Raw genomic sequence first — 16602 nt, forward strand, 5'->3', positions numbered from 1 at the left:
AGTTAACTTTGGGAGGCCTCACAGTGTCTCCCGGCCATTGGATCGGTGAACTCAACTGGTACCTGCAGCAAACCGGATTTTTAGCATCTGGATGACTCAAGCGATAGTCAATGTACTTCTGACAACGATTCCAATAGTGCAGCTAGATCCCTTTTGAGGTAAGACAACTTGGCTCGCACGTCCTGAAGCATCGCCATTCTGTCCTCTAAATCATCGATGCTGAGAACCAAACGCTGTTCAGGCATACTCGTGACGTGGTCGATCTTTACTTGACCTGCTGGAGTGCCAGGCGGAGGATCCAGGCGTTTAAGCTCAAGCCAAGTTCTCACAAGCCTCTGTCTCCGCGTGATATGGTCCGGGTCGCTTTGCGCAACTTCATTGAGAAATTGCCAAACGATCGGGGGATAGCGACTGGTTGGGAGTACAGGCCGGTCGAAGAACTGCGCCAGCATGTTTGAATCCGTTTCAAGAGCTCGAGATTCCCCCCTCTGCGCGTGGATACCATAAAGTGCGATTCCCGCGGCCAAAGCTCCCCCGGTTATGCCTGTCCCAGCGGCTGCCGCGGTCTGTTTCGTCGAGAGCTGTAATCCGGCGCTTGTTCCTCCGAGTCCTCCGCCTATAAGAGCGCTCAAAAGATTCGCTCGAGTCACGCGATTATCGCGCCGGTCAGCGAGAAAACCTCGTACTTCCGTGGCTCGGGCAATCTCGTTATCAATTTCCGCCAAGGTGGCGTCTATCTGCAATTGAACGGCTGTCGTTCGCTCAACGATTCGTTGATGTAGCCACAGAATCCTCCATTGCTCAGGCGATCCAGGCAAACCATCTTGAGAGGCACGATGGAGTTCGTCAAGCTCTGCGCTGATCCCAATCAACTGTGCCGTATCGGCCACGGGCGTTATCGCAGAATTCAAGGACGCGGTCGAATTCCCCCCACCTCCGCTCTGGCCTTGGACACACGGGAAGAAAAGGAAGCCAAGCAGCGCTACGAGTACCCATTTGCGTTTCATTAGTTCCAGAATGTCATGCGATTTGGAGTCCATAAATGATTTTCCGAATTGGAGGTTTTGTTGATGGCGCGAAATCTTTCGAACCGCAGGCTGCCGGGTTTCACTGCACTCACTACGCCGATCCCAACGATCTAGATTTGGCTCCAGCTCCAGCTTATATTTCTTGACTGCCCCATCGCGGTCGTATCAATTCACACCAGGTGTTTTCTTCGACCGAAGGTTTAGAGACCATGACTTCTTGCGGAGCCCTCAGCGCCCTCCACTCTTTTTTGGGCATTTAGGAACAAGGCATGTTATTGATCGGTGAGCTGCTTCAAATTCTCCATAGTGATGTATTTTCTGAGACGATGATTGAATGCCTGCACTTAGGATTGGCTTTTGCTGAGGACTCGATAGATGACTCTCACAGGTAAAAAGATTATTGGACCGATTGCTGTCGTAGTGGTTCTGGTCGGCGTTGTCGTTGGCTGGCATTTCACCCACCTACCGAAGAATCCACTCCTCAACCCCATCGTTGATGACAAACAAATTTCTGCGCAGAGCGTGGACGACTTTGATCAGTTTCAGCAGGATCTGGCTGCTCGTGTGTTGCAGCAATACGGCGGCGGAAAAGATTTCAGTGTGATCGTGGCGACGACTGCATACCCTCTGGGTACGCTGCTCCGTCCGACCGGCTCGGTTCCAGCGGACCTCGAAGACTGCGTCCCCACACCGCTCCCGAAGCCGCTCGCTGCTCAACATCTATTCCCTTCTTACACAATGTCACGCGACACCGCCCTTGCGGCGAACCTCGGATCCGGGGCTCTTCAGGGACTAGATAGCGCTGGAATCAACTTGAAGCAATCGCAAAATATTCAATACACGATCGCTGACGCGCAGATTCAGATCATGGACGACAAGTCGGTGGAACAGGTCACCGGACAGGGTAATTGCGGGAAGTACATCTCAGGACACCCGGGTATGCGGCTGATCCGCGGAACAGTCCTCGGCAAGATGACATTTACTGTGAAGGTCGACAATCCTGCAACGGTCAAAGCTCAACTGGCAAAGATCGGCGGGTTCAGCATCAACGACAATCCAGGATCGTCTACAGTGAGCGTCGCTGACAATGAGAGCCAACCGATCGTAGAGTTGCTTTCAGAGTTCGGCAATGGGTCGACTGCCTCTGCAGCACATCCGACGCCAAAGCCTGTGGAAGCATCGGCTCTTCCTAGCCGTTCCCCTGCCTCCGATGAGCCCGCACCGCCACATATGTACGTCCAGATGGACGTACAGGATAACGCGGCCTCGGGAGTGAAGGTCATTCAGCTCCTCCGTTCCGGCTGGCCTTCAGCCAACGTCGAGCCTAAGGTGCAGAAGATACCAACTCAGAAGATGCCCGATACCGCGCAGGTAAGATACTTCAATGAGTCGGATGTAGCAATCGCGAATCGATGTGTCGAGATCCTGCGGAAGGCATACCCAGATGCGCGCGTTGTAAGAATCGGCTTACCTTCACCGAAGGGGCAGATCGAAGTATGGCTGCCCAAGATCAAACCCGCTAACGGACAATGATCACCGATCACCAACCCAGGAGAGTTTCCCCCTTTGTTTGAACAAGTGGTCGTTCGCTCCGGCGTAAATCAGCTCTAAAGGCACTACGGAAGCGATATGACTCTTTGAATCACAACTCTACGTTGATAAGGAATGGTATTTTGGCAAACGACGTCGCTCTTCGATTTCACTGACTGAATTTGTATTTGACGTGGTAGAGTTTCCCTGTCAATCAGATCGGTTGGGACACCTTGAACCTCCACTCTGTTTTTCTCGTCAAAGAACAGTCAGCGTACCGTGCTCTCTTTCGTGGATTGGTGATCCTGGCCTTCGTCTGTCTCTTTGTCCCGATTACAGGGTGTGGGGGCAATCCCTCTCCCTCTGGCAACACTCCGCCCGCAACCCCCTCAGCGCCGACAAGCCTCGCGTACCCACAAACGAAGATCGCGGTCACGATTGGCCAATCGATCACGACAGATGCTCCGACGGTCACCGGCACCGTAACCGGCTACTCGGTTAGCCCTGCGCTTCCTGCAGGTCTCAACCTGAGTGCGTCGACTGGCGCAATCTCCGGCACCCCGACCTCAGTCGCCGCACAAGCCGCCTACACAATTACAGCAAGTAATTCCGCAGGCAGCACAACCGCGACCGTACAGATCGTCGTGAACCCCGCAGCGCCAGCAACCTTGTCGTACCCGCAAACCACCATCGTTGCGACGGTCGGGAGGACCATTGCGACGGATACACCGACGGTTATCGGCACCGTAACCGGCTACTCGGTTAGCCCTGCGCTTCCTACAGGTCTCAACCTGAGTGCGTCGACTGGCGCAATCTCCGGCACTCCGACCTCAGTCGCCGCACAGGCTACCTACACAATTACAGCAAGTAATTCCGCAGGCAGCACAACCGCGACCGTACAGATCGTTGTAAACCCCGCAGCGCCAGCAACCCTGGTATATCCGCAAACTACTATCGTTGCGACGGTCGGTAAGGCAATTCCGACGGATATACCGACCGTCATCGGTACTATAACGGGCTACTCGGTTAGCCCTGCGCTTCCTACAGGTCTCAACCTGAGTGAGTCGACTGGCGCAATCTCCGGCACCCCGACCTCAATCGTCGCACAGGCTACTTACACAGTTACAGCAAGTAATTCCACAGGCAGCACAACGGCGACCGTGCAGATCGTCGTGAACGCCGCGGCGCCAGCAGCCCTGGTATATCCACAAACTACTATCACGGCAAACGTCGGTCAGTTGATCTCAACGGATACTCCCACTGTGACCGGCACTGTAAGTAGCTACTCAGTCAGCCCGGCACTTCCTGCGGGCCTTAGCCTGAGTAGGTCGACCGGGGCAATCTCCGGTGTTCCAACTGCTGCAACAACCCAGGCAAGTTACACCGTGACAGCAGCTAATTCCGCGGGCAGCACAACGGCGAGCGTGCAGATCATCGTGAACAGTTTCAGCGTCTTCAGCTTGCTGGATCTCGGCCACGCTAACACCATGTACACCCTTCGCCTTCAACCTACTCGTCTCTTCAGTCAAGACGTCAGCGGCCATTGGGTTCTGTGGGACTATACAGCTGACAGCCAGCTAGCCGAGGGTGATCCGGGGGTCCAAAGCGCAGCTATCCCGTATCCGGCCGATATGGCCGGGTCTGTCCTGGCGATTGGCATCCCGAACGCGGTTGAAGTTCACTCTGTCTCTGATGGAAGCCTCATCACTACTCTTACGTCACCTAGTCTGGACCCGCCTGCAGGGAGTTTAGCCTGGTGGAAGCTCTCCACCGACGGCAGTTATGTCGTCTCTGGCTTTGCTACAGGCATGTTCGTTTGGAGCACAACGGATGGCCATCTCCTCTTTACTCGATCCGGAGACTATTCGCATGCGAACGCCTTCGCCGCTACGGGGCAAGTTCAAATCGCTCTAGGTCCTGCAGGCTCCAACGTTATTGAAACAGACTCCGTCCCTGACGGAGCCACTTCTACAGGTCCCGCCTTTATGGGCATTTTTAACACATGGTTTACAGACGGCAGCCACTTCATTACAAATACGTTGAACCTCAGCTCTCGGTTTAATCCGCCCGTCTACGATGTCTACACCTACTCTGCCGCCTCTGTTCAACAGGGAGGAACGCTCGCTCTCGGCAATGTGCAGGGCCTGCACGGCTACGCAAACTGGTTCTGGACCTATTATCCTAACCTGGACCTTGACCTTAGCTTGTATCCCGTCGGTGCCACTACGCCTACCGCTACTTATCCTATGAGCGCGGACTCAATAGCGGTTCCGTCCGGCTCTACGCTTGGTCTGATCACTTATGGAGCCGGCGCGGTTTCTGTTCTTGATATCTCGGGTTCTACTCCAGTACTTACTAACTTCACCCTTCCTGTCGCGTACGACAATGTATTTGCTGCGGTATCTCCCACGCAGTGGGCTGTCGGCAATGTGCGCGGTGTTGTTCTCGACGGCCCCAGCGCCGCGACGACTCCCCGCTTTTTCGGTTACGGCAATGCGTTCAGTATCGCCGGAGTTCCTGGACAGGTGGCCATTGCCACTGCCAGCGGCAAGATTCTCACTTACAATCCTGCTTCGCCAACCGTAGTCTCGACGATCAACTTCACCAGCTCGAAGATTGCGCTCTCCACGGACGCAACTGTTCTGGCTGCTAAAGCCAGCGACCTTGACTCGCAATACGAACCCGACCGCACTCTTAGCATTTATTCACTGCCAGCAGGCACCATCGCCAAGAGTTTTCCGTATCAATACAACAATACGACGACTATGCCGTTTCTCTTTGACTTCACGATGTCAAGTGCAGGCAACGCTCTCGGCCAGACTCTGGGAGTTTATAATGGGTTGTACTTCGACTACACGCGTCAGGTCACCCCCCTCAGCGGCTCGCCGATTATCTGGTCGGATCATCCCCCCTCCGGACTCTATACGGGCACTGCTACCATGTTCCTGTCTCCCGACGGCAGTCTGATTGCAACAACGCTGGGTGGCTACTCATCCACGTCCACGACCGACATCTACAAAAATGGCGTGCTGGCTGCTACTATCAATGGGATCGTGGCGGGTTGGATTGACAACAATCGAGTCCTCGTGAATACCTTCACGGCGGGAGTGCCCCGCCGTCGGTTTACACTGGGGCCGTCATCTATGACGCCACCGGCACGCAGATCACTACGCTCAAATCGCTCCCACAACTCGCCCCGCCAGAGATCAATCAACCTATCCCCAGTGGCTTTCAAACTGTGAACTCCGACGCCATCTACTCACCGGCCACATATTCCATCTACTCTCTCACCAGCGGTGCTGTGATTTGGACCGAAAGCCTTCCAGGTGGAACAACGATAAACTCCCCGTACTACGGGGCTTCAGCCGTTTCCGGCAACTACATTGTCTTCACCTCAGGCCACCGAATACTTGTAGATCTTCCGTAACAGCTAAGTCCTCGTGCGCTGACCGGAGACAGTTTTCCAACTGGAAGGGGCTCGTCTTCGGACAGAAAGTGGCTCGCCGTCTCAAGCCTGAAGATGAGTGCGCCTGATGGTGAAGGCTCATCTCTTGACGCAGGAAGGAGCATTGCGGCAACGCAGAATACTCTGAACCGAACGTGGAGTATGCATGATTTGGCCGCGCAGATGTACTTCAGAGCGTGAGCATCGTCTCATCTAGCACCAGTTCCACCCTCTCCGGATTAGATAGAGCGCATACTAGGCGATCACCTGTAGACTTCCCACGTCTCAAAGGAATGCTCAAACCTTTCCATGTCGATCCTCTTACCGTCAAACTGGACCCCCTCCAGCTTCAGACGTGCCCGTTGTTCATATTCGGCAGCGCCCTGCAGCTTGATCTCTCCACCGGCGCCCACTACGCGGTGCCATGGCAGATGATCGACAGGATCGGTGCGCAGCAGGCGCGCGACTGCTCGATGATAGCGCGGATAGCCTGCCGCTGCGGCAACTACGCTGTAGGTGCTTACTTTCCCGGCGGGAATAGAAAGGATCATGCGACGAAACGCGACATCCCGCTCTTCGTTCGGCCGTATAGCATCTCGCAACAACTGTCGCTTGGACCGCTCGACTGAAAGCTGATCCAGCGCAAAGTAGTTCGACGGCGCCTTCCTCTTCGATTTGGATGGAGTCTTCATACGTTCTCCGCTCCCAATGCCGCCTCGAGTGAGCGGCCTATCTCCCAGTCATTATGCAAGACTATCTGTTCTCTTTTCATACCTTCGATAGAACATTTTCTCGAGGCCTCTCGCTCGCATCAGAGAAGCTCTTCCATAGGGCTGCGGCGGCGTATGCGCCATAGCCGCACCTTGTTTACGCTTACTTTTGGAAGACGCTTCAATTCTTGCTTCAAGACATAATCGGTGGCGGGAAGCGCGTCGTCATCATGGAACTCGTGCATGACCACGTACTCCGAGGCCCAGGCTCCAATGCCCGGAACCGACAGGAGCATCTTGCGGAGCTTATTATGCGCGATAACCTGGCCCCATTTAGGAATTCGAGCCGGAATTTATCCAATTTATTTTCAATAACTTAAAGATCTTGGCTGCTTCCGAGAATAGCATCCATTGTGTGTGAATGGATATGCCAAAGCATAGCCCGTGGGGTGGTTCACGGTGCTCCGGCTGCAATTAAGAGAGGATGATGGTTGAGATTTGATTCGCCTCCTTATGGAGTCAGACAGCCGACCGCTGCGCGTGGTAAAGTTGCGCACCATGCTGTCCTTGACCTACAGTCCGGTCCCGAATCTTGCTCTGCCCATCGCTCGACTGCCGCAGTCTATGGGCTCCGCGGTCATTTATGAGTTCAATGGGTTCAGATTAGATCCAGCGAATCGCCTTCTAATCAGGAACGGCAAAGAGCAACCGCTTCCAGGGCGCGCCTTCGATGTGCTGTTGATGCTGCTGCAAAGTCCGGGTGACCTGCTAACAAAAGAAGAGTTGCTGACGCAGGTGTGGAAGGGCTCATTTGTGGAAGAGTCGAACCTTACGGTTGCTATCTCGACCTTGCGTCGCGCTCTAGACGAAGATCCTCACGATCGACGTTACATTCACACAGTCGCGCGACGCGGCTATCGCTTTGTTGCGGATGTCCAGATACTCGCGAATGTCCGAGAGAAGATCCAGCGGTCTACGACTGCGAATGAAGAGCCGGCCGCGCCGGTGCTTCCGCCGATAGAAGATGCAACTCTCGAACCACCGTCAGCGCCTCGGCAAGAACTCCCCACGGTATCAGACGCTTCCACGCTAAAGATTCACAGATGGCGGTTGCCGACCATTGTTGCAGGATTTCTGCTTACGGCCTTGCTGATCGGATTCTGGCTCCTGCTGAGCAGACCAAAGCCGATTCATTCTCTGGCGGTGCTTCCTCTCTATGTCGATAACAAGGCCGGAGAGACGGGAGCGTCGGAAGATCAGGTAGTTCTGCTTGCTATCACGGACGGGCTAATCTCGCGGCTGGATACTGAACTGGTGGTTCGACCAACCAGCGCAGTGCTGCGTTACTCACCATCTCTCGAGACGAGAACCGGCTTTATGGACCCGCTCGCGGCGGGACACGAACAGGACGTTGACGCAGTCCTGACAGGGTCGGTTGAGAACTCTTCCGAACAGATGACGCTGAAGCTTCGTCTCCTCCGAGTGCGCGATGGAAAGACGCTTTGGCAAGAAAGTTTTGCCGCAAGACCAAATCATATTTCTCAGTTGGAGCAGGATGCTGGGGATGCCACCGCCACGGTGCTGCATCGGTTTGGCGCCATGGCCTCTCCTAAGAAGCTGGTACAAAGCACATCGAACCACAATGATGCGCCCGCGTACCAGCTATACCTGCGTGGCCGTTACTTCTGGAATCTAAGGACTGTGGATGGGCTGAGCAAAAGCGCGGAGTATTTCAAGCGGGCTATCGCAATCGATCCAAACTATGCGCCAGCCTATGCGGGTCTCGCGGATTCGTATGCTCTGGCTGCATCACTGTTTGTGATGCCGGGCAAATCTGCGAATGTTGAGGCGCGTTCTGCAGCACTATCGGCGATCCAGCTTGATCCGACTCTGGCTGAACCACATACTTCGTTGGGGTTGATTTATCTCTATATCGACTGGAACTTACCGGCAGCCGAACGCGAATTTGAGCGATCCATCCAGTTGAATCCCAACTACGTAATGGCGCACTACTGGTATGCGCTGGACCTCGCGGCCTTGGGCCGGTTTCCGCAGGCGATGTACGAAATTCATTTGACCGAGAAGCTGGATCCACTATCGTTGACCGTCGGCACTCATGCTGCGACCATCGAGTATCTGGCCAAGGATTATGCAGGTGCCAAACGCGATCTGCAGCGGGTGCTGGAGCTTGATCCAAACTTCGCCCGCGCTCGAGCCCGGCTGGGCATGGTGGAATTGGCGACAGGCGATAACAAAGCTGCCATCGCTGAGCTGACCAAGGCGCTGGAGCTCTGCGGAGACGACGACCCATGGATTGAGGGCCTGCTGGGATATGCTCTGGCGCGGTCCGGGAATCCAGACGGGGCGAAACACATGCTGGACCAGCTGCGGAGACGCAGTACGGCGCACTATGTACCCTCAAACAGCCCCGGACTGGTGCTGCTAGGGCTGGGACGCAGACAAGAAGCGATTGCTGCGTTCAGCGAGGCGGTGCAAGATCACTCGACGACCATGGTGGTCGCCAAGGTGGATCCGACGCTCGATTCACTGCGTGGCGATCCCGCGTTTGAAGCACTGTTGACTCACATCAAGCACTGAATCTGAGGGTCGATGCGGGGATGGGTGGCAAGTACGAGTGCTCGGTTAGCGGGTGGAGCGGGGAACGGCCCTTGAGGTCCACCGCTCGAAGGCCGTCCAGTCTGCAGTGGGAATTCTCTACTTGGTTGGGCTGGAGGCCGTGAAGTCGGAACAGCAGGGCTTGACCACAGCCTTGAACTCCATCGTCTCGGCGCGTGTGCCGTCCGGGTCAAACAGGTTGTACTGCCATTTTCCATCGCGGCCGATCTTGGGTCCGCTAGCTCGCTCCGGGATGCGATCGCCCTCATAAAGAATTTCAGCGGTCTTTTTCATGTCAAAGACCCCCAGGGAGAAGTGATCCATTGAACCGAGTTGGGCAGCCTCCATGGTGGATGGGATGCCTTTCGTCTCGGGGCCTTGCGCCATCATGTATTCGATCCAATCAGTGCCATCGGGCACCTGCTGCGAAACCCAGTTCACGACTGTCGTATTGTTGCCGCCGTACCAATAAGGGCGAAAACCCAGGACGGTGCGGTAGAAGGCGTCTTCGGCAGTCCGGCTATGGACCATGTAGCCGACATGAATGATGTGATTGCTGATAGCAGTTGAAGAATTAACCGGGGCCGGACTTGCCGGGGGCTGGACGAACTCAACCTTATTGCCTTCGGGATCCTGTACGTCGAACCAAAGGCTACCGTCTTCACCCTTTTCAAGCTTGGCTGGAACGGCAATACCATGAGCCCCAATGTAGGCTTTCAGGGCGTCAGCGTTGACGGTGACAAATGCGACGTGATCGAGGCGGCTGATAGTGTGCTCAGCCGGCAGGGGAAGCACCTCAACAAACTGGGTGGGGGAAAAGTAGAAGCGCACTCCCTGCGCGTTTTCGGGGTCACTGCGCTTTACCCCGCCGAGATTCTTCACGTAGAAGGCCTCGCTTTTAGCGCTGTCGGTGCTGTAAACGCTGATGTGCGAGATACCGGTGATGAGTGGTCTGGACTGCTGCGCCCGAGCGCTGGCAGCGACAGAAACGAAAGATAGAACAGTCAACATGGCGTAGGGTGTCAGATTTGATTTCATTCTTTCTCCAGGGTTCGGCGGCCGATTCAATCGCGAGCCGACCGAAGTCATGAGTCGAACCGAATAATAGTGGTGTTGCGGTGGATCTGTCCTAATGAAGTTCCAAAGAATAACTAAAAGCCTTTGTTTGTCGCGCGGGAGTGCTGGCGAGAAGATACTGATCGACGGCGCGTTCGTCCCCAATCGACAGCGCGGGGAGATTGCACCAAGGGCTTTCAAGTAGTGCCTTGGCGCAGGTTTGTACTTAAATTTGCAGCTTGAAGTTTTTTTTAGATTTTCTTTAGGACAATCTGAGGGTTTAGTTCGTAGGGTGATCCCCGGCTGAGAAGATTGGTTTTCTCGTGAGCCAGGTTACCCAAACACTATGAAACTATACTCATTCAATTCAGGACGCATGTGTTGCAAGCTTGCCCTCATGTTCGCGGCAACGTTATGTGCCGGAACGCGACTTCTACCTGCACAAGCGGCGGCGGTCCAGACACCGGGAACGCCAGAGGTGCCAGATTGGGCGCTCCCGGGTTCACCAACCCACAAGCAATATGCGCCTCCCGTCGACTTCCACCGGGCGACGAAGACATTCGACCAGCCGATCGGCGTATTTCAGGGGCAGTCTGATATCGGCGGACCGCTCGTACCCGGAAGCGCAACATACGACGCGGCAACCAAGCAGTACACGATCAACTCCGCCGGGTATAACATCTGGTACACGCGCGACGAATTCCGTTTTCTCTGGAAGAAGATGTCTGGCGATATCTCGCTGGCGGCCGATGGAACCTTCCCAATCCCTTCGACGCCACATGACCGTAAGATCGTTCTCATCCTGCGCCAGGACCTGGAGGACGACTCCAAAGAAATTATGGTTGGCGAGCATGGCACGGGCATGGTGCACCTAGCCGCGCGTTCGCAGAAGAACGCCGAGATCAAGGACATGCAATATCGAATCGGAGGCAGCCTTCTGCCTGCGGTCATGCCGCAGCGCATCGGTATCCAAAAACATGGAGATGAAGTCGCCATGTTCATCTCGGTCAAGGGAGAACCGATGCATCAGTTCGGTCCGCCGCTGAGCATCCACTTCGATGGGCCGTTCTATGTCGGAGTCGGTTTTTGTTCGCACTACCCAGTGACCGTTGATACCGGCGTGCTCGCCAATGTCACGCTGGAAAACAGCGCTGAAAAGCTGCATTGACCACATTAGTTGGAATGCCTGCCTATCCTGATGCCGGGTAAAAGAGCTAGGAAGAATTTTTAGGTTTTCTTTAGAAGATTTTTAGGACAGCGAGTATCGGCAGCTTCTAGTTTGCTTCCGGTTCCGATTCTCTGTCTTCGCAGTGGTCAAAAGTCAGAGAGATCGAACCGGTAGCGGAGCAGACCTGCGCCAGAAGAGTCGGGTTACGGTTTATGTGCTCGATAGAGAAAATGATTTCCTCAGAAGCCGGAGCGGTACATCCGTCAGTCTCGGCCTTTGCTTTCTTTCTTAGTGCTGTTCTACTTGTTGGCCATCAATGTATTTGTTTCGAGGAGCGCCACAGAACCTGCGGGAAACCGCTTGGAAAGAGGAATCAATCATGATCCAAGAATCGATATACACTTCCAGAAATGAAAATCTGCTTCATTTGAATCACACGCCAGCAGGCCTACTGGGAATAGGCAGAAGAACTCTAAGAACTCTTACGGTGCTTGTCGCTTTCCTGGCCGCAATTTCAGGTCAGTCGATCGGGCAGACGACAACCGGGTCAGTGTACGGGACTGTAACAGATCAGACTGACGCAGTAATTCCAAATGCTGCGATCACTATCACTAGCGTTCAGACGGGCATCACCCAGACCAGTTCATCTAACGACTCTGGCAATTATCTTTTTCCGGCGCTTCCGACAGGAGACTACACGGTTGCAGTACAAAGTCCTGGTTTCGGCAGTCAGACTCAGAAGGCGACCCATCTGGATGCAAACCAGAACATTAACGTGAGTTTCAAACTGCGCCCGGGGAATACATCGCAGACCATCACAGTCGACTCGGCAGGTGCACTGGTCGAAACACGAGACTCTCAGTTGACGACCACGGTTGACCAGAAGCGGATTGAAGATCTTCCCCTTAACGGAAGAGCTGCTTATAGCCTCGTCCAGCTCGTCCCAGGGGTCACCACTTACAGCGCACAGTCCGTGGTCGGCGACTTCAACGGGACGAAGTTCAGCGTGAACGGGAATCGCACGAACGAAGATTCGTACTACCTGGATGGGGCGTTCAATACGGCGCTTTTCAACCAAGGCGGATTGCTCGTTCCCAATCCGGATGCACTACAGGAGTTCCGCCTGCTGACGAGCGACTTTGACGCGGAGTACGGTCGCTTCCCGGGCGCTGTCGTGAACGCCATCACGCGCTCGGGGACCAACGAGTTTCACGGTTCTGTTTACGATTACTTCCGAAACAGTGCCCTGAACCTGAAGAACTATTTCAATCTTATTGTCACTCCATTGAAACAGAACCAGTTCGGCGGAACTTTCGGTGGTCCGATCATTCACAAAAAAGCTTTTATCTTCGGCTCGTATGAGGGACTGCAGATCAGAACGCCCACAATCATCGCCCCAAGCAGTGTGTCTTTGCCCACCCCGGCCCAGGCCAAAGGCGACTTCTCGGCTCTTCCCGCGAGCAAGTGGCCCAAGATGGCCAATGGGGCACCGTACAGCTGCAATGGAGTACAGGGAGTCATCTGTCCGGCCCTGCTTGACCCGGTCGCACAAGGCTTGCTCAAGTACGTCCCGTTAGCGGACCCGGTCACCGGCTTATCACCCCAGCAAGAGGCCTCCGCGAATACCAGCGCAAATCAGTACTTGATTCGCGTTGACGTCCAACCGACCAGCAGCCATCTGCTCTCCGGAACATTCTTCCGGTCAACCGGATTGATCAATAATCCCGGCCAGTCTTCCAACCAGATTCTGGATTACAGCGTGGGAGGCCAGCACGATTCGCAGTCCAATGTAGTCCTGAGCGACGTATGGACGATCTCCGCAAACAAGCTCAACACCATTCGTCCTTTCTACACTTTGAGTCACGCTTACATCAGTCAGGAGCTGCCAGCTGTTACCTGGGACCAACTCGGCAGCACGGTCGGATATGGAGCACTCCCGTTCTCCTCTCCGGTCATCGCGATCACCGGCTATTTTCAGATGGGATTGGCTGCGCCGGGTAACGATAACGCTTATCAACAGACGATTGGGATTGAAGACACCTTCAACTGGAATATCGGAAACCATGCGATCAAGCTGGGTGGTTCTTTCTTCTGGAACATCATGCGCGAACAGGGATCTTATCTTTCGGGCGGATTAGTGACCTTCAACGGGTATCAAACGACGAATGCATTGGCCGATTTTCTACTCGGCAATGCATTATCCCTGCGGCAGAACAACGGCATCTTCCATACACTGCATAATCCCGACCCGGCTCTTTTTGTACAGGATAACTGGCGGGCTACACATAAACTGACCCTGGACCTCGGACTGCGTTGGGAAGCCTTCTACGGATTTTCCGGACAGAACAACTTCGGCACGTTCATGCCCAATGTCCAGTCAACGCGCTTTCCTAATGCGCCGCTCGGTTTGTTGACGGCTGGAGATCCGGGTATACCGGATGGCATCATAAACACTCAATACAAAAATTTTGCACCTAGGGTCGGATTTGGCTACGACGTTTTTGGAGATGGGAAGACTGCGGTCCGCGGCGCTTACGGGATCTTCTATGCTGACAGGGCGGCCGGACAGATCACGAATACGGAACAGCAGCCGTTCATCCTGGACAATACGATTTCACATACGCCTAACCTCATTGCACCCTATGCCCCTGGTACAGATCCTTTTCCTTACCAGGGAATGTATGGTCCATCGGTCAATCCCAATCCCGCAGTCTTCTTTCCGGGCGCTACTCTGAGCGGCGTCAAGCCGGGCGCGGGTTTCCCGTATGTGCATCAGTACAACCTGACCATCGAGCGTCAGTTGAGCACAGACTGGAGTCTCCGAGTCGCTTATGTGGGTAGCCTGTCGCGCAAGTTTTTTATCTCACGAGATCAAAACGCACCGATTTATACTCCTGGCGCCAGCACGTCAACAGCGGGACTCAATGCCCGGCGTCCGTATCAACCCACGCCAAACAGCTATGTCTTCGGCTCAATTGTTCAAAATGCTGATGCTGGCAATGCCACGTATAACGCGCTCCAAACAACGCTCACCAAGCGGTTGACACATGGGTTTTCATTTTTAGCCAGCTATGTTTATGCCAAGTCTCTCGATATCAGTTCGATCGACCCAGCCAATATTACCCTGACATTATCGGATCAGAACAACCTCTCCAGAGATCGCGCACCATCTGACTATGACATCCCGCATGTTTTCGTAGCGTCTTACATTTGGGAAACTCCAAAGGTAAACAGCCTTGGAGTGTTTGGGAGGTATGTCTTGAGCGATTGGCAGGTCAATGGGATCACGACGCTCCGAAAAGGGACGCCGTTCACTGTGACCTCCGGCGTGGACTCTAATCTCGATGGGATCTCTACCGATCGACCCAATGAGGTTGGAAATCCGTTCCGGGGAGGGCTGAATCGAGCGCAGAAGATTCAGGGATTCTTTAATACGGCAGCGTTTGCGCAGGTACCGGCTGGTACACCTTACGGCAATACCGCAAGAAACTCGCTGTTTGGCCCTGGGCTCGTCAATACAGACTTCTCTGGATTCAAGAATTTTCCGGCTTGGAGAGAATCTACAGTGCAGTTCCGCGCAGAGGTGTTCAATCTCTTCAACAATGTCAATCTCAGCAATCCAAATGGAACTCTGACCAGTCCGTTGTTCGGAAAAATTAGTGGCTCTGCAACGGCTCGCCAGATCCAGTTCGCTCTTAAGGTTTCATTCTAGAGAGTGCGCCTTCAACTAGCCAGAAGCGATTGTGGCTGGTTGAAGGCGTATCTAGATTGCGAATCCGAGACCACTGCGGGAGCAGCGAGTCCGCCATTGAAGCCGGAGAAACTAATACGTGGCCTGACGGGCGCGGCGATCCGCATTCGCCGCATCAACATTCTTCTGATACTGTATGAATCTCGCCCGTGACACACAAATGGAGAACCGCTTTGTCGACGTTTCTCGCTAGCTCCTTGTTATTGACTCTTATGCTGCCGCTGTCGATGGCCGCCCAGCCACCCATAGCGCCCCAGACTACTACTGCTGCCCAACAACCTGGTGGCCCGAACTCTGGTCCGGCACCCGCGCCACCGGTGCTGACGGGTGATGCAGTGCAGCACCCTGGCGTTCCCGTTGGCAAGCTGTCCGAAAAACTGACGCTTCGAAGCCAAATCTACGATGGTATGCTGAGCGACTACTGGATCTATGTCCCCGCTCAGTACGATCCGCAAAAACCTGCTGCCGTAATGGTGTTTCAGGACGGTGCAGGCTACATCAATCGTCATGGCGACCACCCAGCCCTGAACGTTCTGGATAACCTAATCTCCAAAGGAAAGATTCCGATCATGATCGCAATCTTTACCGATCCCGGCGATATCTCCGGCTCGCCTGGGACGCCTACATACAAGGTGGTCGAGGCCCGCGCCAAGAAGTGGTCGTACACAATGAAGACGGCCATGCGCGGAACAGAATACGATGTTGTCTCTGATAGGTATCCACGTTTTCTCCACGATGAGTTGATTCCTGAAGTTGCAAAACAATACAACCTGCGCAGCGATGCCTACTCCCGCGCCATCACAGGGCTCAGCTCAGGTGGCATCTGCGCGTTCAATGCCGGGTGGCAAAGACCCGATGACTTCAGCCGCATCATCACATGGATTGGTTCTTTTACCGCCATTCAATGGCATGAGACCCCGGAACAGCTGGATGGTGGTCAAGACTTCCCAGCTAAGATCCTCCGCGAAGAGCATCGCAACATTCGCGTCTGGCTGCAGGATGGGAACAACGACCAGGAGAACCCTCAATACGGTTCCTGGCCTATGGGCAACATCAGCATGGCGAACGCGCTGAAGCTTAAAGGCTATGATTTTCATTTCTCCTTTGGCAAGGGGCCACATACTGCGGCAGAAGGAGGCGCTGAATTCGCGCAGGAGATGATATGGCTTTGGCGCAGCTACGACCCCGCGAAAACCTCCGAGACCTTTGTTCAGGATCCAGACGAGGCCGTTAAGCCGCCATTTCGAGTAACCGTCTTCAACCGCGAGCCATAAAAGTATGCTCGCGACTGTTCAGGC

General features: G+C 54.5%; 10 protein-coding genes. 6 read left to right on the plus strand and 4 right to left on the minus strand.

Translation table 11 applies throughout. The features are described 5' to 3' along the window. Positions 1–107 precede the first annotated feature (107 nt). Positions 108–890 (minus strand): hypothetical protein, encoded by a 783-nt coding sequence (locus FTO74_RS09565; protein WP_162537944.1) that lies wholly within the window; start codon positions 888–890, stop codon positions 108–110. A gap of 513 nt (positions 891–1403) precedes the next feature. Here FTO74_RS09565 and FTO74_RS09570 point away from each other — a divergent pair. Then, complete coding sequence (locus tag FTO74_RS09570) at positions 1404–2561, plus strand: hypothetical protein (RefSeq protein ID WP_162537945.1); 1158 nt, start codon at positions 1404–1406, stop codon at positions 2559–2561. A 230-nt stretch (positions 2562–2791) separates the two neighbouring features. After that, positions 2792–5800 (plus strand): putative Ig domain-containing protein, encoded by a 3009-nt coding sequence (locus tag FTO74_RS09575; RefSeq protein WP_162537946.1) that lies wholly within the window; start codon positions 2792–2794, stop codon positions 5798–5800. Between the two features lie 466 nt (positions 5801–6266). Here FTO74_RS09575 and FTO74_RS09580 read toward each other — a convergent pair whose 3' ends face one another. Both FTO74_RS09580 and FTO74_RS09585 read right to left on the minus strand, forming a co-directional pair. Continuing rightward, positions 6267–6695: an MGMT family protein gene (locus tag FTO74_RS09580; protein WP_162537947.1), complete on the minus strand. Its 429-nt coding sequence runs from the start codon at positions 6693–6695 to the stop codon at positions 6267–6269. 119 nt (positions 6696–6814) lie between these two features. After that, positions 6815–7009, minus strand: a complete 195-nt coding sequence (locus tag FTO74_RS09585; protein WP_162537948.1) for a hypothetical protein — start codon at positions 7007–7009, stop codon at positions 6815–6817. A 328-nt stretch (positions 7010–7337) separates the two neighbouring features. Here FTO74_RS09585 and FTO74_RS09590 point away from each other — a divergent pair, with 328 nt between their 5' ends. Further along, positions 7338–9311 carry a winged helix-turn-helix domain-containing protein gene (locus FTO74_RS09590; protein WP_162537949.1) on the plus strand — a complete coding sequence of 658 codons (1974 nt, stop codon included), beginning with the start codon at positions 7338–7340 and terminating at the stop codon, positions 9309–9311. Between the two features lie 117 nt (positions 9312–9428). On the opposite strand, the gene FTO74_RS09595 is transcribed toward FTO74_RS09590, so the two are convergent. Further along, positions 9429–10367 (minus strand): VOC family protein, encoded by a 939-nt coding sequence (locus FTO74_RS09595; RefSeq protein ID WP_255462598.1) that lies wholly within the window; start codon positions 10365–10367, stop codon positions 9429–9431. Positions 10368–10782: 415 nt separating this feature from the next. Here FTO74_RS09595 and FTO74_RS19515 point away from each other — a divergent pair, with 415 nt between their 5' ends. The 3 genes from FTO74_RS19515 to FTO74_RS09610 all read left to right on the plus strand — a co-directional run bounded on the left by FTO74_RS19515 (position 10783) and on the right by FTO74_RS09610 (position 16578). Next, complete coding sequence (locus FTO74_RS19515) at positions 10783–11553, plus strand: biopolymer transporter Tol (protein ID WP_162537950.1); 771 nt, start codon at positions 10783–10785, stop codon at positions 11551–11553. Positions 11554–11932: 379 nt separating this feature from the next. Then, positions 11933–15265 carry a carboxypeptidase-like regulatory domain-containing protein gene (locus FTO74_RS09605; RefSeq protein ID WP_162537951.1) on the plus strand — a complete coding sequence of 1111 codons (3333 nt, stop codon included), beginning with the start codon at positions 11933–11935 and terminating at the stop codon, positions 15263–15265. Between the two features lie 212 nt (positions 15266–15477). Next, positions 15478–16578 (plus strand): alpha/beta hydrolase-fold protein, encoded by a 1101-nt coding sequence (locus tag FTO74_RS09610; protein WP_162537952.1) that lies wholly within the window; start codon positions 15478–15480, stop codon positions 16576–16578. Positions 16579–16602: the final 24 nt, after the last annotated feature.

The organism is Granulicella sp. WH15 (assembly GCF_009914315.1).
Taxonomy (GTDB): domain Bacteria; phylum Acidobacteriota; class Terriglobia; order Terriglobales; family Acidobacteriaceae; genus Edaphobacter.

Coding starts and splice junctions, on each gene's coding strand:
- FTO74_RS09570 (WP_162537945.1), top strand. CDS start 1,404: ATGACTCTCACAGGTAAAAAGATTATTGGACCGATTGCTGTCGTAGTG.
- FTO74_RS09580 (WP_162537947.1), bottom strand. CDS start 6,695: ATGAAGACTCCATCCAAATCGAAGAGGAAGGCGCCGTCGAACTACTTT.
- FTO74_RS09585 (WP_162537948.1), bottom strand. CDS start 7,009: ATGCTCCTGTCGGTTCCGGGCATTGGAGCCTGGGCCTCGGAGTACGTG.
- FTO74_RS09590 (WP_162537949.1), top strand. CDS start 7,338: ATGGGCTCCGCGGTCATTTATGAGTTCAATGGGTTCAGATTAGATCCA.
- FTO74_RS09595 (WP_255462598.1), bottom strand. CDS start 10,367: ATGAAATCAAATCTGACACCCTACGCCATGTTGACTGTTCTATCTTTC.
- FTO74_RS19515 (WP_162537950.1), top strand. CDS start 10,783: ATGTTCGCGGCAACGTTATGTGCCGGAACGCGACTTCTACCTGCACAA.
- FTO74_RS09605 (WP_162537951.1), top strand. CDS start 11,933: ATGATCCAAGAATCGATATACACTTCCAGAAATGAAAATCTGCTTCAT.